The organism is Micavibrio aeruginosavorus ARL-13, assembly GCF_000226315.1.
In the GTDB taxonomy this organism is placed as follows: domain Bacteria; phylum Pseudomonadota; class Alphaproteobacteria; order Micavibrionales; family Micavibrionaceae; genus Micavibrio; species Micavibrio aeruginosavorus_B.
This window is the reverse complement of the sequence record NC_016026.1, coordinates 978,708-996,794: the sequence shown is the minus strand read 5'-3', so window position 1 is coordinate 996,794 and position 18,087 is coordinate 978,708. Positions and strand designations below refer to the sequence as shown.

19 protein-coding genes are annotated in these 18,087 nt (G+C 53.7%); 4 read left to right on the top strand and 15 right to left on the bottom strand.

Annotated features, from left to right (window positions below; all coding sequences use genetic code 11):
- Positions 1 to 41: 41 nt before the first annotated feature.
- Positions 42 to 671 (bottom strand): YceD family protein, encoded by a 630-nt coding sequence (locus MICA_RS04675; RefSeq protein ID WP_014102550.1) that lies wholly within the window; start codon positions 669 to 671, stop codon positions 42 to 44.
- 25 nt (positions 672 to 696) lie between these two features.
- Positions 697 to 1,293 carry a ubiquinol-cytochrome C chaperone family protein gene (locus MICA_RS04670; protein WP_014102549.1) on the bottom strand — a complete coding sequence of 199 codons (597 nt, stop codon included), beginning with the start codon at positions 1,291 to 1,293 and terminating at the stop codon, positions 697 to 699.
- Between the two features lie 74 nt (positions 1,294 to 1,367).
- On the opposite strand from MICA_RS04670, the gene MICA_RS04665 reads away from it, so the two are divergent.
- Positions 1,368 to 1,841 (top strand): outer membrane protein assembly factor BamE, encoded by a 474-nt coding sequence (locus MICA_RS04665; RefSeq protein WP_014102548.1) that lies wholly within the window; start codon positions 1,368 to 1,370, stop codon positions 1,839 to 1,841.
- On the opposite strand, the gene MICA_RS04660 is transcribed toward MICA_RS04665, so the two are convergent.
- From MICA_RS04660 to MICA_RS04650, 3 genes are all read right to left on the bottom strand, one after another.
- Positions 1,838 to 3,241: a class I SAM-dependent RNA methyltransferase gene (locus MICA_RS04660; RefSeq protein WP_014102547.1), complete on the bottom strand. Its 1,404-nt coding sequence runs from the start codon at positions 3,239 to 3,241 to the stop codon at positions 1,838 to 1,840. The genes MICA_RS04665 and MICA_RS04660 overlap by 4 nt on opposite strands.
- Before the next feature lie 286 nt (positions 3,242 to 3,527).
- The gene (locus tag MICA_RS04655) at positions 3,528 to 5,630 is read right to left on the bottom strand and encodes a sodium-translocating pyrophosphatase (RefSeq protein ID WP_014102546.1); all 2,103 of its coding nucleotides are present in this window, start codon (positions 5,628 to 5,630) and stop codon (positions 3,528 to 3,530) included.
- A gap of 231 nt (positions 5,631 to 5,861) precedes the next feature.
- Positions 5,862 to 6,347: a flagellar basal body-associated FliL family protein gene (locus MICA_RS04650; protein ID WP_014102545.1), complete on the bottom strand. Its 486-nt coding sequence runs from the start codon at positions 6,345 to 6,347 to the stop codon at positions 5,862 to 5,864.
- 333 nt (positions 6,348 to 6,680) lie between these two features.
- Between MICA_RS04650 and MICA_RS04645 the strand changes: the two genes are divergently transcribed.
- Complete coding sequence (locus tag MICA_RS04645; protein ID WP_014102544.1) at positions 6,681 to 7,733, top strand: dTDP-glucose 4,6-dehydratase; 1,053 nt, start codon at positions 6,681 to 6,683, stop codon at positions 7,731 to 7,733.
- 118 nt (positions 7,734 to 7,851) lie between these two features.
- On the opposite strand, the gene MICA_RS04640 is transcribed toward MICA_RS04645, so the two are convergent.
- The 5 genes from MICA_RS04640 to MICA_RS04620 all read right to left on the bottom strand — a co-directional run bounded on the left by MICA_RS04640 (position 7,852) and on the right by MICA_RS04620 (position 10,986).
- A complete protein-coding gene (locus MICA_RS04640) occupies positions 7,852 to 8,325 on the bottom strand; it encodes a transcription antitermination protein NusB (protein ID WP_236619969.1) in 474 nt (157 codons plus the stop codon).
- A gap of 44 nt (positions 8,326 to 8,369) precedes the next feature.
- A complete protein-coding gene (gene nrdR, locus MICA_RS04635) occupies positions 8,370 to 8,849 on the bottom strand; it encodes a transcriptional regulator NrdR (RefSeq protein WP_014102542.1) in 480 nt (159 codons plus the stop codon).
- A 20-nt stretch (positions 8,850 to 8,869) separates the two neighbouring features.
- Positions 8,870 to 10,162 carry a serine hydroxymethyltransferase gene (gene glyA / locus MICA_RS04630; protein WP_049782095.1) on the bottom strand — a complete coding sequence of 431 codons (1,293 nt, stop codon included), beginning with the start codon at positions 10,160 to 10,162 and terminating at the stop codon, positions 8,870 to 8,872.
- 107 nt (positions 10,163 to 10,269) lie between these two features.
- On the bottom strand, positions 10,270 to 10,710 hold the full coding sequence (gene rpiB, locus MICA_RS04625; RefSeq protein WP_014102540.1) for a ribose 5-phosphate isomerase B: 441 nt from the start codon (positions 10,708 to 10,710) through the stop codon (positions 10,270 to 10,272).
- A 69-nt stretch (positions 10,711 to 10,779) separates the two neighbouring features.
- On the bottom strand, positions 10,780 to 10,986 hold the full coding sequence (locus tag MICA_RS04620; RefSeq protein WP_014102539.1) for a DUF6898 family protein: 207 nt from the start codon (positions 10,984 to 10,986) through the stop codon (positions 10,780 to 10,782).
- A 69-nt stretch (positions 10,987 to 11,055) separates the two neighbouring features.
- On the opposite strand from MICA_RS04620, the gene MICA_RS04615 reads away from it, so the two are divergent.
- Both MICA_RS04615 and MICA_RS04610 read left to right on the top strand, forming a co-directional pair.
- Positions 11,056 to 12,261: an acyl-CoA dehydrogenase gene (locus MICA_RS04615; RefSeq protein WP_014102538.1), complete on the top strand. Its 1,206-nt coding sequence runs from the start codon at positions 11,056 to 11,058 to the stop codon at positions 12,259 to 12,261.
- Positions 12,262 to 12,273: 12 nt separating this feature from the next.
- On the top strand, positions 12,274 to 13,092 hold the full coding sequence (locus MICA_RS04610; protein ID WP_014102537.1) for an enhanced serine sensitivity protein SseB C-terminal domain-containing protein: 819 nt from the start codon (positions 12,274 to 12,276) through the stop codon (positions 13,090 to 13,092).
- Between the two features lie 6 nt (positions 13,093 to 13,098).
- Here MICA_RS04610 and MICA_RS04605 read toward each other — a convergent pair whose 3' ends face one another.
- From MICA_RS04605 to MICA_RS04585, 5 genes are all read right to left on the bottom strand, one after another.
- On the bottom strand, positions 13,099 to 13,764 hold the full coding sequence (locus tag MICA_RS04605) for a DNA methyltransferase (RefSeq protein ID WP_014102536.1): 666 nt from the start codon (positions 13,762 to 13,764) through the stop codon (positions 13,099 to 13,101).
- Positions 13,764 to 15,770 (bottom strand): hypothetical protein, encoded by a 2,007-nt coding sequence (locus tag MICA_RS04600; protein WP_014102535.1) that lies wholly within the window; start codon positions 15,768 to 15,770, stop codon positions 13,764 to 13,766. Before MICA_RS04600 ends, MICA_RS04605 begins: the two co-directional genes overlap by 1 nt.
- A 12-nt stretch (positions 15,771 to 15,782) precedes the next feature.
- On the bottom strand, positions 15,783 to 16,313 hold the full coding sequence (locus MICA_RS04595) for a hypothetical protein (RefSeq protein ID WP_041794335.1): 531 nt from the start codon (positions 16,311 to 16,313) through the stop codon (positions 15,783 to 15,785).
- Between the two features lie 29 nt (positions 16,314 to 16,342).
- Complete coding sequence (locus MICA_RS04590; RefSeq protein WP_014102533.1) at positions 16,343 to 16,819, bottom strand: MarR family winged helix-turn-helix transcriptional regulator; 477 nt, start codon at positions 16,817 to 16,819, stop codon at positions 16,343 to 16,345.
- A gap of 146 nt (positions 16,820 to 16,965) precedes the next feature.
- A complete protein-coding gene (locus MICA_RS04585; RefSeq protein WP_014102532.1) occupies positions 16,966 to 18,072 on the bottom strand; it encodes an enoyl-CoA hydratase/isomerase family protein in 1,107 nt (368 codons plus the stop codon).
- Positions 18,073 to 18,087 lie beyond the last annotated feature (15 nt).

Genomic DNA, 18,087 nt, shown 5'->3' with positions numbered 1-18,087 from the left:
CCCTTAATTATTTACATAACCGCGCCCTTCCGGGGATTTTCCTATTTCCCCTCGTCCGTATCCCGCCCTTTCAGCTTTTTCAGAGCCTCGAACGGGTTGCGGCGCAGGGGCGATTCGACCACGGCCCCCTCCGGCACCACGGTCACACCCGGGATTTTGTCGGGCACCGCCCCTTCCAGCTGGGGATACGGGTCCAGGCCGAGGGACAGATACTGTCCTACCAGATCGCCCAGATCGATTTTGCCATTCACCATCGGCTCCGGGTCTTCGCGCTCTTCCATCATCTGGATTTCGGCGTCCACGCTACGCCCCTGGCGTTCATGGCGGGCTTTATCGAGGGAGATATATTTCTCACGGTCGGCGTACCAGGCCTCAAAATCCTCCAGAATGTGGGAATGGATTGGGGCGTGGGATACGACGCATTCCTGCGTCACGTCAGCCTTCAATGTGCCCTGAACATGCACCACGGCCTTGTTATGGCTGGAGCGTGTAATATCGATCTCGGCGCTCAACGCACCAATCGCGGGAATATCCATACGTTCGGCCAAGGCGGCGCGATCCTTTTCCGTGGCTTCAATCGAATAATGCACGGGGCCCAAACCAATCGCATCCGTATCAACGACAAAAGACCAGCCCGGCTGTTCGGCTTGCGCCGTACTGCGTTTTTTCATTTACTCTAACTCCGTATTGGGATGATCAGGCGACGGCCTGATCCGTTTTTTGCGGCTCGACAATCGGTGCGCGTTGTTTAATGCCCGCACCCGGTACAGGGGCCCATTCAATGTCCCCCTGCATCAAACGATCCGGGTTCATGGTGTTCAGGGCGGCAACCTGATTACGGATATAATCGCCCATAATGGCCAGATTGGTCGGATCAACCGTTCCCGTCACCGTGCCATAGAGATTGCGCATCAGCGCATCATCCAGCGAGGCGTTATCAATACCCGCCTGATAGGCATGCATACGGCCATTAAAGGCCTTCATCATCCGGCGGACATGTTTGCCCACGCTCAAATCGCCCACGCCCATTTCACGGACCGAACGGTCCATATCCACGAACATGACATCGTACAGCGCCTGGGCCAGTTCACGGCCACCCTGCCCCTGTTTATTCAGGGCATTGATAACGCAGAAACTATGCAAAAGGATCATGTCAAACCGGCCATCGACCGTGTCCGGCACGCCAAAGCGTTCATAGAAAAAGGGATTCCGCGACCGCACAACCACCCCGGTATAGAGGCGTTCCGCCGTCTGGCGTTGTGGACTGGGTTGCTTTCTGAACCATGAGAACATTGTATCCGATCCCTTTAACCATTATAAATCAAGTCTGTTCACATATTTATATAACATCCGTTGGGATGAAGACCATGAAAAAAACGACACCGAACCGCTTCCTTGCCCTGTCCGCCTTGGCCCTTGTTTTTACAGGGATTCTGGCCGCTGGCTGCACGCCAACCGTGGCGGTGCGCGGCAACATTGTCGAGGATTACCGCCTGGCCGAAGTACAACCCGGCGTCCACACCCGCAGCGACGTAATGCGCCTGCTGGGGTCCCCGACCACGGAAGGCACATTTGACCCGAACACCTGGTACTATCTGGGTCAGAAAACGGAAAAACGCGGCATTCTTGATCCCGAAGTGATTGAGGAAAAAATCGTCGTGGTCGAATTTGACGACATGGGCGTGGCACAAACCGTCAACAACGTTGACCCGAACCGCCAGAACATCCCGTATGTTCGCGAAAAAACCCAGACATCCGGCAACGAGATGACCGCCCTGCAACAGATGATGGGCAATTTGGGCCGGTTTAACAGCGCCGGATCGCAAGCAACGGGTAATTAACCCCGGTTCAGCCGCGGCGGCGTGACGTAGTTCTGATTCACGAACACCCCCACCAATTCAACATGCGTGGACCACAAAAACTGGTCCACCACGCGCAGATGCGTCAGTTTAAATCCGGCATCTTTTAAAATCGCACCATCCCGCGCGAAGGTCGCCGGATTGCACGATACACTCACCACCGTACGCACATTGGCGTTGGCGATTTCACGCATCTGATCCTTGGCCCCCACGCGTGGTGGATCAATGACAACGGCATCAAAATCTTTTAGTTCCTTGGCGTTCAGCGGGTCATCAACCAAATCGCGATGCGCTGTATCCAAAACGCCGCCCAATTCGGATGCCGCGCGTGACAATGCATCAATGGCCGGACGCCAGCCCTCTACCGCCGTTACATGACGTTTATCGCGCAACAAGGCCAAAGCGAATGTGCCACACCCGGCATACAGATCGACAATGTTCCGCGCGTCACCAACACCAGACAAAACCACTTCGGTCAATGCGGCCTGACCATCTTCGGTCGCCTGCAAAAACGCACCGGGTGATGGGCGCACCATGTGGCCGCCCAACGTCACGGTAAAGGGCGCACGATCCGCCACGGGTGTCAGATCATCGGGCTTATCGAATCCGTCCTGCCAGCGGATGCGGGCAATATCGTGTTCGTTGGCGAAATCATACAACGCCTCCAGAATGGCGAGGCTCGGCCCATCAATCTGCTTTTGTTTCAGCTTGGGTTCTTTTCTATTCCGGGCCTGGCGGTTTTTCTGCGCGTGCTTATTCTGCGTTTTTTTCCATGGGCGGAAGACCAGATCAACGGCATCGCCATCGCCGCTCATCATCGTGATATCCATGCCATGACCGGATTCCAGCAAGGTCAGACCCAAAGCGCGAAGCGCGGGCACCAGCGCAACAAGGCGCGGTTTCAAAACCAGGCAGGTTTGCAGATCAACAATCGACCGGCTGCGCCGTTCATTGAACCCGATCAACACACGTTGACCAGACCGATACATGGCCATGGTCGCACGACGGCGTGTGCCCGGTGCGCTGATAAACGGGCCATCCATCGTTTCCGGTTCCAGCCCGTGCTGGTCCAACGCCCGACGGACGGCATCCATTTTAAAATTGGAATAGCTGGCATCATCCATATGCTGGATCGCGCACCCGCCACAGCGGTCATAATGCGGGCATGGCGCGGCCATACGATTGGCCGCAGGCTCTAAAACCTCGACAACAGCACAAAACACGCCATCGGGCTTTTCGTCCTGCACCCGTGCCCGCACGGTTTCCCCGGCCAGTGTCCCGGATACAAACGCCCGTCGCCCATCGGGAAGCGTGCCAACGCCATCCCCCTGCGCGCCAAGGGAGTCGATTTTGATGTCGTATGTCTGTGTGTTCGTGCTCATATTCGTGCTCATGGCCGGGGTTATACAGGAAAAACCCCAAAAGCGGAAACTTTCCCCTTCCCCTTTACTCCCCCTCTCCCAAAGGGAGAGGGTTGCGCAGGCTTAGGGCAACGCCCTTAGCCGCAGCGGGGTGAGGGGATCGCATTTTTCAGGATGAAGCACCGCGCATACTCACACCTATTGTACCCCCTCACCCTAACCCTCTCCCATGGGGAGAGGGAACTGAAGGAAGGACAATAAAAAAGCCCCCGTTCCCGGGGGCTTTTTCGTTGATTTCTGAGGCTTATTATACGCCAGTCACAAATTTCGCAACAATGGCGACCAGCAGAATGGCCACGATGTTCGCGATTTTGATCAGCGGGTTCACCGCCGGGCCGGCTGTATCCTTGTACGGATCGCCAACGGTGTCGCCGGTTACAGCGGCTTTATGAGCCTCGGAACCTTTACCACCGTAGTTGCCTTCTTCGATGAACTTCTTCGCGTTGTCCCATGCGCCGCCACCCGAGGTCATCGAGATTGCAACGAACAGACCGGTCACGATCGTACCCATCAGCATGGCACCGAGCGATTGGAACGCCGGGGTCAGATCGCCGCTGATCAAGTACACAACAACGAACAGAACAACCGGAGCCAAAATCGGCAGCAACGACGGAACCATCATTTCCTTGATCGCGGCTTTGGTCAACAGGTCAACGGCGCGGCCATATTCCGGCTTGCCTGTGCCTTCCATGATACCGGCGATTTCGCGGAACTGACGACGCACTTCGACAACAACGCTACCGGCCGCACGGCCAACAGCAGTCATCGACATGGCACCGAACAGGTACGGCAACAAACCACCGATGAACAGACCAATCACAACATACGGGTCTTGCAGCGGGAAGGTGATGCCAGCCAGATCCGGCAGGTAGTGCTTGATCTCTTCCGTATAGGCAGCGAACAGCACCAGAGCAGCCAGACCAGCGGAACCGATGGCATAACCCTTGGTCACGGCTTTCGTCGTGTTACCAACGGCATCCAACGCATCCGTCGTCACGCGAACGTTGTCCGGTAATTTGGACATTTCCGCGATACCGCCAGCGTTATCCGTGACCGGACCATAGGCATCCAGCGCAACGATCATACCAGCCAGAGACAGCATGGTGGTCGCAGCAATGGAAATACCAAATAGGCCAGCAAAGTGGAACGCAACCCAGATGCCCAGGCAGATGACAATCACCGGCAGAGCGGTGGCTTCCATCGATACGGCCAGACCTTGGATCACGTTCGTGCCATGGCCCGTTTCCGACGCCTTGGCAACCGAACGAACCGGACGGAACGCGGTGGAGGTGTAGTATTCAGTAATCCACACCAGCAAGCCCGTAACGCCCAGACCAGTCAGAACGCACCAGAACAGGTTCATCACCGTCATGGTTTCGCCGTTGGCCATCGCCACGTCCTGTACCAAACCGGATTTGAAGAACAGAACTGCGATCATGATGACCGACAGAATACCCGTCCAAACCAGACCACGATACAGCGCACCCATGATGTTCGTGCTGCCGTTTTTCAAGCGAACGAAGAACGTTCCAATGATCGACGCAACAATGCACAACCCACCGATCATCAACGGAACCATCATCATCTGACGGGCAACATCTTCGGCGAAGACGCTGGCAGCGATCAGCATGGTGGCCACAACGGTCACGGCATAGGTTTCGAACAAGTCAGCGGCCATACCGGCGCAATCGCCCACGTTGTCACCAACGTTGTCGGCGATAACGGCCGGGTTCCGCGGGTCATCCTCGGGGATGCCGGCTTCAACTTTACCAACCAGGTCGGCACCAACGTCCGCGCCCTTGGTAAAGATACCGCCGCCCAGACGCGCGAAGATCGAGATCAGCGACGCACCAAAGCCCAGACCAACCAGACCTTCCAGCATCGGACGCAAAGCCGTACCGTTATGATCCAGATACCAGGTGTACAACGTCACACCCAGCAGACCCAGACCCACAACCAGAAGACCCGTGATTGCGCCAGCGCGGAACGAAACGCCCAGTGCCTCGTTCAGACCCACGGTCGCAGCCTGTGCCGTACGCACGTTGGCACGAACGGAAACGTTCATACCGACGTAACCGGCAACGCCCGACAGGACCGCACCGATAACAAAGCCGATACCAACATGCATGCCCAGCAAGAATGTCAGCAAGGCCGCAACAACAACACCGACGATACCAATCGTCGTATATTGACGGTTCAAATAGGCAGCAGCACCTTCCTGAATCGCGGATGCAATTTGTTGCATCCGTTCGTTCCCGGCACTCATCGCCATAACTTTGCGTGTGGCATAAGCACCGTAAATCAGTGCCAACGCGCCGCAACACGCAATCGCGAGATAGATATTCACCATTCCAGATCCCCTTATGGTTCAGGTTCTTTAGTGTTTTTACTTATTAAGTGACCTGCTCTTAATTCCTTAAAAGCGCGAGAAAATTGCACAATTCACAACACAGGCGCAAGGGGGGCGCCAGTGCAGTGCCGTAAATAGATGTGTGCAATCGCAGTGCAACATGAAAAAAGGCCCGGAAACCGGGCCTTTGAATATTCCTATAATTCTATGCTGCGGGTGCTCAGTCAACGCTTACATGCTGCGTTGCTGAATCACCTGGATCAGAACGTCGTTCACACCTTCTTCGCCCAGCACTTTGTGGCTGACTCGAGTCAGGCGATTTTTCAGCGGACCAACCTGTAACACGCCACTATTCATCACAGCCTCGTGGCTCAACACGCCATACATGTCCTGAATGAATGCGTCTTTCAAACGCGGTGCCAAATGTTCTGCATTTTTCATCGCCTCTTCGTTCGGCACTTCCAGAACAATGACCATGCTCAACACTTGCGATACGCCATTCTTTGTAACCACCGGCAGGATCAGCGGATCAAGTTCAACGAACTTGCTCTCAACAGCTTTGCCGTGACCTTTCTTCTTTGCCTCCTTCGGGGCATGCGCAATTTCCCCCGATGCATCGACCGCGGCTTGCGCAGGCTTTGCAAAGTAGAAGTAGGCACCAGCACCGCCGCCGCCCAGCAAGATAAGCGCAAAAATGATAATCAGAAGAGGCTTCATTATTCCCCAAACCCGGTAGATAGTCCCCAAAACTCGAATGCATCAACCCGGCACACAACCCCGTGTGCCACATCGACCCCATGGTTTAGAGTACCCCCAATTCGCTAACATTAGGTTAGAGTCATATTACATTTTATCTAATTTTTACGGGATTCTGCGACTCCCTAACCCTACGAACATACTGATAAAGCAGTAATTTTTCAAAATTCGTCGCAAAATGCCAACCCCATCCCCTCCCTCCTGCCTTAAAAAATTTAACATTTTTCTCAGGAAAGACGGATTTTGGACAAATTCCCTACCGCCCAAACCGCGCCTTCTATATAAGTCCGGGCCATGAGCAACCGTATTATTCTCCTGACCGGGGCGGCTGGGTTTGTCGGCCACCATTTTGTCGAACATATCCTGAAAACCACCGATGACACGATCATCGGTGTTGATGCCCTGACCTATGCCGGGTCGCTGGAACGTCTGCGCGATATTCAGATTGATCCGTTCAATCATCCGCGTTTCCGTTATCTGGGATATGATTTCCGCCAACCGGCCGGGCAAAACCTTATCCGTGAATTGCGCGATGTGACGCACATCCTGCACCTTGGCGCAGAATCGCACGTCGATCATTCCATCTCTGACCCGTTGCGCTTCGTTGAATCGAATGTGATTGGCACGACCAATATTTTGAACCTTGCGCGCGGACTGCCCAATCTTGAATTGTTTGTATACTTCTCAACGGACGAAGTATTCGGTCCGGTACCGCTGGATGGCGATATGCACGGCCACAGCGAGCTGGATCGGCACAATCCGAAAAACCCCTACGCCGCCAGCAAAAGTGCAGGCGAACAGATGGTGGTGTCATTTGCCAACACCTATGGCCTGCCCTGCATCATCACACGACAGATGAATATTTTTGGCGAACGCCAGCACCCGGAAAAATTCATTCCGAAAGTTGTGCGGTCAGTGATGGATGGCAGCGTCGTGCCCATTCATGCCACGCCCGACAAAACACGCGCGGGCAAGCGGCATTATATCCACGCACGGAATGTCGCCGATGCGCATATGTTCCTGCTGAATAAAAAACCATGGACCGGAACCAACCCGCGCGATGTCGAATCGTATCATATTGTCGGTGAGCAAGAGGTCGACAACCTGACCCTCGCCCGCATGATTGCCGACAATGTCGTGGCCTTAACCGGAACGGGTGCACTGAAGCACGAAATGGTTGATTTCCACTCCAGCCGCCCGGGCCATGATTTGCGCTATGCGCTGGATGGATCAAAGATGCGGGACCTCGGCTGGGCCCCGCCATTGATGTTTGCGGATTCATTGAAGAAGACGATCAACTGGTCGCTGGACCGCCGCGAATGGCTGGACCTTAACCACGCCTTATAGCGCCCTTACTGTCATTCCCGCGAAAGCGGGAATCCATACAATCTGTGGATACACTCCATGGATTCCCGCTTTCGCGGGAATGACAAAAAGAGATAGCGAAAAAATTGACAGAAACGGCCTAACGAAGCGCTTTAAACAGCTTGTCCAGAACACCGTTCACCAGACGGGCTTCGCCCTGCTCGTAAAACGCGTGGGTCACATCCAGATAATCGCTGATGATCACCGGGCCATCGACATCCGGGCTGTCCGCCATTTCATAGGCCCCGCACAACATAATGGCATGCAGCAACGGCTCCTTCGGCTTGTCCGTTACCGGGCGGCCGCTGGCATTGGCGATATAGGATTCCATTTCGTTCAGGCGGTCATACACGCCATTGACGATGGTCGTGAACATCATGCCGTCCGGCACCACCATATCCTGACCATCCACGGTTTGCCCGAAGCGGTGCAAGCGGAATTCATCAATCACCGCGCGAGCGGATTGATCGTTGGTCATGATTTGATAAACGGCCTGCACCGCAGCCAATCGTGCGGCGGACGCACGGGCTTTGGGGGAACCTTCGGATTTTTTCGATGATGCTTCTGTACTCATGATGCGGCGGACCATATCGTTAGCAAATGCAAAATTCCAGCTTTTTATGCGCCGGACCGTTTTTTCGTTGTCGGCAGTTCCTTTAACTCGCCCAAAAACGCGTTAAAGTCCTGCGGCTGGCAGAAATCCTTATATACCGACGCATAGCGGATATAGCCGACCTGATCCAACTGGACCAGTGCCCGCATCACATATTCACCAATCGTTGCGGATGGAATTTCCGCTTCGCCCGCGCTTTCCAATTGGCGCACGATCTGGTTTGCGGCCTTTTCAATCTGCTCCAGCTCGACCGGGCGCTTGCGCAGGGCAATCTGCATCGACTTGAACACTTTATCCCGGTCGAATGGCTGTTTCCGGTTCCCGGATTTCAAAACGGTCATTTCCCGCAACTGGACCCGTTCAAACGTCGTGAAACGTTCGTCACAGGACGGGCAAAAACGACGACGACGGATGGCGGAATTATCCTCTGTCGGGCGAGAGTCTTTTACTTGCGTTTCTTCACAGGCACAAAACGGGCATCGCATGATGACCCCTCCTTCTGTTTTTACTCCGGATAAACCGGGAATTTTTTGCACAGGGCTTCGACGTCGGCGCGCACGGCACGTTCAATATCACCATTGCCATCCGCCCCATTGGCGGCCAGACCATCCAGAACGCGCGCAATCCATTCGGCGATTTGTTTAAACTCGGCTTCCTTGAACCCGCGCGTGGTTCCCGCCGGGGTGCCCAGACGAATGCCCGATGTCACCATCGGTTTTTCGGGATCAAACGGAATGCCATTTTTGTTACAGGTCAGGCCCGCACGGTCCAGCGCCTTCTCAGCCACGTTCCCGGTCAGTTTTTTCGGACGCAGATCGACCAGCATCACGTGGCTGTCCGTTCCGCCGGATACAATGTCAAAGCCCCTGGCTTTCAACGTATCGGCCAGCACAATTGCGTTCTTCACAATCTGCTGGGCGTAGGTTTTAAATTCGGGACGCAGGGCTTCGCCAAAGGCCACCGCCTTCGCCGCGACCACATGCATCAACGGGCCACCCTGAATCCCGGGGAACACAGCCTTGTTAATCAGCGTGCCGATTTCTTCGTCATCCGCCAAAATCATGCCACCGCGCGGACCGCGCAGGGTTTTATGCGTCGTTGTTGTCACAACATGGGCGTGTTTGATCGGGCTTGGATACACACCCGCAGCCACCAGACCGGCATAATGCGCCATATCAACGAACAGATACGCCCCCACCTCGTCCGCGATTTCACGGAATTTGGCCCAGTCAATGGCGCGTGAATATGCGGATGCGCCGCACACGATCATTTTCGGTTTGTGTTCGTGGGCCAGTTTTCGCACTTCGTCAAAATCAATGCGGTGGTCGGCGCCCGACACGCCATAGGACGCGAAGTCAAACCATTTGCCGGATTGGTTCAGTTTCATGCCGTGCGTCAAATGCCCACCATGGTCCAGACGCATACCCAAAACGCGGTCACCCGGATTGAGCAATGCGAAATACACGGCCTGGTTCGCCTGCGATCCGGAATGGGGTTGGACGTTGGCATAGGCACAGCCAAACAATTGCTTGGCGCGATCAATGGCCAGTTCCTCGGCCACATCCACAAATTCACAGCCGCCGTAATAGCGTTTATGCGGATAGCCTTCGGCATATTTGTTGGTCAGGACCGAACCCTGCGCTTCCAATACGGCGCGGGATACGATGTTTTCGCTGGCGATCAGTTCAATGGAATCGCGTTGCCGCGCCAATTCGCCCTGAATGGCATTGAAAATTTCCGGATCCTGATTTTTCAACGTTTCCTGCATCTCAAATTCTTTCTTTACCGCTACGCCCATTTTAACACCTTCACTTCCTGCCTCTTGTCATACCGGCTAAGGCCGGTATCCATACGATCCATCCCATGGACCCCGGCCTTCGCCGGGGTGACGGGTGGTGATTTGATTTAACACTGTCCCAACGCATCGACGCGGGCCGTATGGCGGCCGCCTTCGAATGCGGTGTTTAAAAATTCTTCCACGCAATCAATCGCCACCTGAACCCCGATGATCCGGCCGCCCAGAGCCAGAACATTCGCATCATTATGCTGGCGCGCCAGATGGGCCATCGTCGCGTCGGTACACAACGCCGCCCGCACCGCCGGGAAACGGTTGGCCGCAATCGAAATGCCGATACCGGAACCGCAGATAATAATGCCGCGCTGGACCTGCCCATCGGTGATGGCCTGTCCCATTTTTTTACCGAAATCGGCATAGCTGACCGAATCCACGCTGTTCGCGCCCAGGTCGATCCAATCGATCCGGTCTGCGAAATGGGATTTCAGGGTTTCCTTCAACGCAAAGCCCGCGTGATCGCAGGCAATAGCCAGGGTCTGACGGTCGGGCATACCACGATATCCTGTGTCTGGGTTATGGGAGACACAATATATAGTAGGCCCAGCCTTGGGGAAAGGGGCTTAGGCCGGAATAATTCCCTTTTTCTTCAGGGTATATTCCAGTTTTTTCAATGCGTTACGCTCCAAAATAGGCTTGGGCGTGTTGGCCGGGCCCTGAATAATGGCCTCGGTCAGGGTTTTGACGTCCATGGCCGAGACCCGCACAATCGTGCCGATCTGCTGGAATTCGATAATTACTTCGCGGTTTTTAAGCGGGTTGTCGGTCATTGTCTGAATCCACGTTCATCCATATAGTACCCAAGGTCAAAAAATTTAAAAACTGGGAAGTTCTAAAAAATGTCTGCGCAAGCACAAACCAAACCATCCAAACCCGCCCGCCCCGTCTTCCAATGGGAAGATCCTTTGTTGCTGGACGAATTGCTCAGCGACGATGAACGGATGATCCGGGATACCGCGCACGATTACTGCCAGAACAAATTGATGCCCCGCGTGTTGGAAGCCAACCGCCACGAAAAATTCGACCCCGCCATTATGCGCGAGATGGGCGAGCTGGGCCTGTTGGGTGCCATGCTGGACGGATATGGTTGCGCCGGTGTTTCACAGGTGGCGTACGGTTTGATCGCACGCGAAGTTGAACGCGTTGATTCCGGTTACCGTTCCGCCATGTCGGTGCAATCCTCCCTCGTCATGTACCCGATTCACACATTCGGGTCGGAGGAGATGAAGCAGAAATACCTGCCCAAACTGGCCACCGGTGAATTGATCGGCTGCTTCGGCCTGACCGAACCGGATGGCGGGTCCGATCCCTCCGGCATGAAAACCCGCCTGAAGAAAAGCGGATCGGGCTATGTTCTGTCCGGATCCAAACAATGGATCACCAATTCCCCCATCGCCGATGTCTTCGTGGTCTGGGCCAAGAATGACGACGGCGATATTGTCGGCGTTGTGCTGGAAAAGGGTATGAAGGGTCTGAGCGCACCGAAGATCGAAGGGAAATTCTCCCTGCGCGCCTCCATCACCGGCGGCATCGCGATGGATGAGGTTCCGGTCACGAACGACATGATCCTGAACATCAAGGGCCTGACGGGTCCGTTCTCCTGCCTCAACTCCGCGCGCTATGGCATTGCGTGGGGTTCAATGGGTGCGGCGGAATTCTGTTTCCACATGGCGCGCCAATATACGATGGACCGCGTCATTTTCGGCAAACCGCTGGCCGCACAACAATTGATCCAGAAAAAACTGGCGGACATGCAGACGGAAATTACACTCGGCCTGATCGCCGCGTGGCGCTTGGGTCGCCTGCGTGATGATTATCGCGCCGCGCCGGAGGCCATTTCGATGCTGAAACGCAATAACTGCGGCAAGGCACTGGATATCGCCCGCGTTGCCCGCGATATGCTGGGCGGTAACGGGATTGCCGATGAATACCACGTCATCCGCCATGTGATGAATCTGGAGGCCGTGAATACATATGAAGGCACCCACGATATTCACGCCCTGATCCTGGGGCGTGCTATAACCGGATTACAAGCGTTTAGCTAAGGAACTGCGTGCATGCACTTTGATGATGAACAGGACCCGTTGAACGAAATTCTGGCGCTGGCCAGTGCCGAAGCGGCACACCGCCCGGAATTTTACCGCCGTTTGATGATCTCGGAAATTCTGGTCATCGGCTCCGCCGCAGGCCACGAAGATGGCGACGACGACCTGACTCTCAAAGGCGGCAGCAGCGTCCAGATTCAAAGCTGGTCCAACCGCGAAGGCCAAAATGTCATTCCGTTCTTCACATCTTTGCATGAATTGATGAAGGCGACGCAGGACGATGTGCCCTATCTGCGCCTGCCCGCCAAAATATTTTTGGAAATGACTCAAGGCACGGCGTTGGTTCTGAACCCCTATTCCGACCATGCGAAGGAATTTTCACCGGAAGAAATCGAAACCCTGCTGGACGGCGGCACGCCGGGTGCCACGGGCGAACGCATGGTGGTTGAAAAAGACACGCAAGTTGTGATTGGCCAACCCAGCGAATACCCAAGCGCCCTCGTCCATTCCCTCACCACTTATTTCGCGGGTGAACATGCGGTGCACAGCGCATGGCTGGCCGCCATTGCCTATTCCGGCGGTGCAGAGCCCCAACCCCATATCCTGGTCGGTGTTGTGACGGACGAACACCATTTCGAACGCATCTCCGCCGAAGCCGGCAGCATTGCCGCCGACGTCATCCCGGACGAAGTTGTCGATATTCTGTTTATTGACCGGAAAACGATTGATAATCCGACAGGGGTTTCCGCCTATCTTCTACAAGAAACCCAACCCTTCTACGAAGCGCGTTGGGGCCTTGATCCGCACGGGCATGACGGCGGGCACGCGTAAAACGCGTTAGGGCTTCACATTCCGAAACACCAGACAGTGGGTATGCGCATAATCCTGCGGCACCGCCCGGCCGGTCCATTGCACGATGGTTTCGGATTCCAACCGCATGGTTTTTCCGATCACAAAACTTAAATCCCGCACCAACGGCGTGTATGTCGCCCCCGGCAGATTGTCCGCATGAACCACCACCACAGCCCCGCGCTTCATCACATTGGCCAGCCGCGCATAAATCACGCCCATACGCTTTAAATACCGGTCATACCCGGCCTGTTTCGGGTTTCCGGCATAAAGCGGGTTCCATTTGTCCGTCACCCGCATGAAGGGCGGCGATGCCATGCAAAAATCCATCTTCGGGAAACCAAACTTTTCCATCGCACCCGCATCACCGCACACCATATTGGTCCAATGATCCAACTGCCCCGCCACCCATTCATGGCGGTGCGCATCATATTCAATGCCAAACGGCACCCGCCCCAATTCCTCGGCCACAAACAATGTCGTCCCCAACCCCGCAAACGGATCAAACACCCGATCCCCACGCTTGGTATAGGCTTTGATAAAATGCCGAGCCAGCGCCTCCGGATACTTAATCGCATTATCCTCAAACGCCGGCGGATCACGCTCTAGCGCATAAGGGAGATTGAGGTGCAGAGGGAAAGATAAACGCGGCATTATTGCACTTTACGTTTTAGGTTGAGGCTAAATTTTAACTTCGGCTCAGGGTCCGTTTCGTGTGAATTTTCAACATAAATCCAATGTTTTTCCGGATCCCATAAAATCGGACGTTCCGATTTTAGCGTTCCAAGAACATTCGGAACTTGATCTGCGGAAACATCGTTCTTCAGTAGATAGATAGCCGCACGAGCAAGATCAGATTTTGAGATTAAATTATGAGAAAACTTAATAACATCGCCCTGATTATCTCTCAATGAAACATTAAATATATTCGTCATAAAAAACCCAGACTGAGAGAATGCCCACGACAATATGTCATAACCCTGCTCAGGACCAAGATCAGGACAAACTTTACGATCATTTTCCGCAAAAAATTCCGCCGCTGGCATAGAAGAAAAGTAAGAATTTTGCTCTATACAACGGAACATTCGTTCATTTTGCGCGGGCGATTTTCCAAACAACATATAAACGAGTATTGATTGCTTCGCCCAATCCCCCGCAACAAGATCCCCTGTTCCAATTTCATTTATGTTCTGCAACGTCAAAGAAGCAACAAGGTCATCACCGAAATCACGCGCAATATCAGGATCATTAAATAACATGGACTCCAACGCATTGATGTGAATTCCAAAGAGTATAAAACTAGACAGTTTATCGATAGAGTTATTTGTGCCACGAACCATTCGGTCATAAGCGACCACAAATCGCAGCCACTCCTTTACAGCCTTGTCGCGCATCCCTTGACGTTGCAAAGATAAAATATGTCCAGCCTCAACCTCAGAAAGAGAAATCAGCAATCCCCATGGGTAATTTCCATCCAACACCCCAAACACTTTGTAATCGGGTATTTTCTGAAACCGGTCCCATAAAATCTTGTTACGCTCTATAGCCTCACTTATATCAGCCGATCCCGCAGGGCATTTCTCAGGATCCTTGGAAATATGCATGTTGGATGCACAAAAAAGATTAACCTCGCCACTCGCATCAAAGGAGGCAATCTCTCGCTCTTCACGTTCAAGAGAATGCCGTAACAGTGCGTCATCATGTACATCGACATACGACTTTATACGCAACATACTTTTCATTTTATTGATGGTATTGAGGTAAAACTCGGATCGCTCACGCCCATATTCATAGCTATCAGACACATCGGCTGGCGCGACAAGACCTGCCATTGCAACAGCCATATTATCATCCCACTGCGGCGCAGGTCGCTCATACAACGCCTGTGTTTTCGATGTATTTAAAAACAGAGGCTCGCGCATGAGATTAAACGCCATCACAGCAACAACAAATAACCAAAAAACATAAGCAAGCGCATTAAAATAAAAACCAGAACCGTTCAAAATGCGCCGCCAGCCACGCCGCATTTTACGGGCCTTTTCATTCCAATATTTCTGCCCCTTATATCTTAAAACAAAACGAGCCCCACTTACGCGCTCGATATAGGTGGCTTCGTTCGTAGAAAAAGTATCATAAATCCCAAGGCACACACCGACAAACAACGCCAGCACCATAATTTTTAGGAAAATGTATATATCTATCACACCACCAGAGATTAAAAAAAACAGCGCCACGACACCCAAACCAATCATAACGGGGCGATAGAGAATGAACTTCAAAGCCGTTTTTATTTTTACACGACCACCGTCAGTGCCATCAACAAGACCGACACCTCCCAATAACCCTGCGATACCGATATACCCAAAGAAGCGCAGCAAAATAAAAGACAACGCCGTAAAAATCGCCATCATAATCAATGATATGCCAATAAAGTGACTGGCCACGCAATCAGGAACCATCCAGCCACTTCTATCCCAATCATAAAGCGACAAAACATCCGCAGGAATCGCGCATGCATCGAAAGGAAATATTTTAAAAAAAGCAGACGGAGCGACACAAAAGAGGGAAAATAAAAGCCACCAACACCCCTCAACACCGCCCCCCAATGCGACAGGCAGAAATTTCTTCAGCTTTAATGAATAATAATCCCTGCCCGCCATGGTACTTACCCGCTATGAAACCACCTTCAACCCCAGCGCATCGGCCAATGCGATGGCGTAGTTGCGGGCGTCGTTGTCGTTGGTGAAGCTGCGGGCGGGGAGGTTTTTGGCGGGGGTTTTATGTACCAATGTGACAACAGAGGCGTCGCCTCCCCGTTCTGGCAGAACCGACACGCCCTCATATTCGGTTGGAAACAGAGCATTCGGCTCGCGGGCCATGCCCAAACCGGAGGGCGTTAGGGGGAACAGTTCAATCCGGCGCTCAGTGATACGAAACCGGGCATAGTTGCGATTGCGAGGGATCACAAACGCGCGCACGATAATAAATTCCGCAATCAACAATGCCGCCAGAATGGGCAACACAATTCCGGCATGTTGGAAGCCGGGATCAGAAAGTAAAAACCCCGCCACAACCAAGCCGGTCGCGGCGGAGCCAAAAACCATCATGCGCAGGACATTCACCCAGGGCGATTGCCCATCAATCGGAAAGTGAACACGGGAAGTGGTGGAAGCCAGCGGTGATACAGGATGGTCGTCGATCATCGTTTTCACCGGGCTGGTCCCCAAAACCCTCAATCGAAATCTTCGGCAGCCAATGCTCCGGTGAATCCGGTTTGCGCGGCCCAGAACCGTTCGATCAAATGGAGCGTATGGTTCAGGTCGCTCAGACGCTGGGTGGTCAGTTCGGTGCCGCCCAGTTTTTCTTCGTGGCGTTTCAACATTTGCGCGATTGCATCACGCAGCGCCGTGCCCTTGTCCGACAGGCGAACGCGGATGGAGCGCTTGTCGTGAACAGAACGTTCCTGAATCAGATAGCCGTTTTCGACCATCTTCTTCACGTTATAAGACACGTTGGACCCGAGGTAATAACCACGGATGGTCAATTCACCAACCGTCAAATCATCATCACCGATGTTATACAGGATCATCGACTGGACGTTGTTAATGTCCTGCACGCCGCGGCGGTCCAGCTCGACCTTCAGCACGTCGAGGAAATAACGGTGCAGCCGTTCAATCAACTGGATGGCGTCATAATACGGTGTGGTCACTATAGATGCTCCGTCTTGAAAGCGTGAATACGCGAAAGCGTGGAAGGACGATCGGGTCGTTAAACCCTGAATCCTAATTGAATCATAACCTTAATATGGCGGGTGACAAGTTAATTTTCCTTTAAACGCCATTCCCGCATACGGGCTTAAGCCGCATCCAGATCGGGATAGTTATCTGAAAAATACGCATCGACCATAGCAGAACTCACCTGCCCCAGCGCTGCCGGACTCCAATGCGGGTCTTTATCCTTGTCGACCAGCGCAGCACGAATGCCTTCGTAAAAATCATGATCGCGCATAAAGGCGATGGCCAGACGATAATCCATCGCCGTGACCGCATCGAAGGACGCGCCCTGCATCCGGCGCATATACTCATGGGTGATTTTCAGGCTGAGTGGCGCCCTCGTTTTTACAATACGCGCCGTTTCGTTTAAAAAACTATTCCCTGAAGTTTCAGAGTCTTGCAGAATTTTCTCAAGGTGAGATTCTAGTTTAAAAACCTCCGCCACAGCCTCTGCATGGCGCGCCAGCGCGGAGGCACCAGCCCCGCCCCTTCCGGATGGCAACAAGGCCGCAATGGCGACCTCCGCCGTGCGCGCATCGGTACTGGCATTCGCGGCATGAATTATGGACGTCACCAGATCATCATGGTCAGCCGACGGGACGAACGCATCCGCCAACCCGGCATACACCATGTCGGACGCAGGCACAGCCTGACCCGTTAAGGCCAGCCACAGCCCTACACCGGGTGATGAGGCCCGCGTCAGAAAATAGACCGACCCCACATCAGGGAAAAATCCAATCCCCACCTCCGGCATGGCAAACAACGTTTTCTCGGACGCGATACGGAAACGACACGGCCCGGCAACACCATACCCACCGCCCATCGTAATGCCATTCATAAATGCGACAATCGGCTTCGGGAAATGGAATAAGGCCCGGTTCATGCGGTATTCATCGGCAAAATACACACGGGCGATGGCGGTTTTGGCATCAGGATCCGTCACATTCACACCCGCCTCGTACACAGCCTTCACATCCCCTCCCGCGCAAAAGGCACGATCCCCCGCGCCACGGATAATAATGGCCCGAATACCATCATCATCCCGCCAAGCCTCCAACGCCGCGTGGATACCCCGGATCATCCCCAGGGTCAGCGCATTCAACGCTTGGGGACGATCCAGTGTCAAAAACCCAACGGATCCGTGGGTTTCAACGCGCAAATGCGGGTCGGTTATGATCTGTGATGCCATGGCATGCCCTACTCT

What these genes read in the sequence shown, in the direction of transcription:
- MICA_RS04675 (WP_014102550.1), bottom strand. Translation starts at nt 671, where the DNA reads ATGAAAAAACGCAGTACGGCGCAAGCCGAACAGCCGGGCTGGTCTTTT.
- MICA_RS04670 (WP_014102549.1), bottom strand. Translation starts at nt 1,293, where the DNA reads ATGTTCTCATGGTTCAGAAAGCAACCCAGTCCACAACGCCAGACGGCG.
- MICA_RS04665 (WP_014102548.1), top strand. Translation starts at nt 1,368, where the DNA reads ATGAAAAAAACGACACCGAACCGCTTCCTTGCCCTGTCCGCCTTGGCC.
- MICA_RS04660 (WP_014102547.1), bottom strand. Translation starts at nt 3,241, where the DNA reads ATGAGCACGAACACACAGACATACGACATCAAAATCGACTCCCTTGGC.
- MICA_RS04655 (WP_014102546.1), bottom strand. Translation starts at nt 5,630, where the DNA reads ATGGTGAATATCTATCTCGCGATTGCGTGTTGCGGCGCGTTGGCACTG.
- MICA_RS04650 (WP_014102545.1), bottom strand. Translation starts at nt 6,347, where the DNA reads ATGAAGCCTCTTCTGATTATCATTTTTGCGCTTATCTTGCTGGGCGGC.
- MICA_RS04645 (WP_014102544.1), top strand. Translation starts at nt 6,681, where the DNA reads ATGAGCAACCGTATTATTCTCCTGACCGGGGCGGCTGGGTTTGTCGGC.
- MICA_RS04640 (WP_236619969.1), bottom strand. Translation starts at nt 8,325, where the DNA reads ATGAGTACAGAAGCATCATCGAAAAAATCCGAAGGTTCCCCCAAAGCC.
- nrdR (WP_014102542.1), bottom strand. Translation starts at nt 8,849, where the DNA reads ATGCGATGCCCGTTTTGTGCCTGTGAAGAAACGCAAGTAAAAGACTCT.
- glyA (WP_049782095.1), bottom strand. Translation starts at nt 10,162, where the DNA reads ATGGGCGTAGCGGTAAAGAAAGAATTTGAGATGCAGGAAACGTTGAAA.
- rpiB (WP_014102540.1), bottom strand. Translation starts at nt 10,710, where the DNA reads ATGCCCGACCGTCAGACCCTGGCTATTGCCTGCGATCACGCGGGCTTT.
- MICA_RS04620 (WP_014102539.1), bottom strand. Translation starts at nt 10,986, where the DNA reads ATGACCGACAACCCGCTTAAAAACCGCGAAGTAATTATCGAATTCCAG.
- MICA_RS04615 (WP_014102538.1), top strand. Translation starts at nt 11,056, where the DNA reads ATGTCTGCGCAAGCACAAACCAAACCATCCAAACCCGCCCGCCCCGTC.
- MICA_RS04610 (WP_014102537.1), top strand. Translation starts at nt 12,274, where the DNA reads ATGCACTTTGATGATGAACAGGACCCGTTGAACGAAATTCTGGCGCTG.
- MICA_RS04605 (WP_014102536.1), bottom strand. Translation starts at nt 13,764, where the DNA reads ATGCCGCGTTTATCTTTCCCTCTGCACCTCAATCTCCCTTATGCGCTA.
- MICA_RS04600 (WP_014102535.1), bottom strand. Translation starts at nt 15,770, where the DNA reads ATGGCGGGCAGGGATTATTATTCATTAAAGCTGAAGAAATTTCTGCCT.
- MICA_RS04595 (WP_041794335.1), bottom strand. Translation starts at nt 16,313, where the DNA reads ATGATCGACGACCATCCTGTATCACCGCTGGCTTCCACCACTTCCCGT.
- MICA_RS04585 (WP_014102532.1), bottom strand. Translation starts at nt 18,072, where the DNA reads ATGGCATCACAGATCATAACCGACCCGCATTTGCGCGTTGAAACCCAC.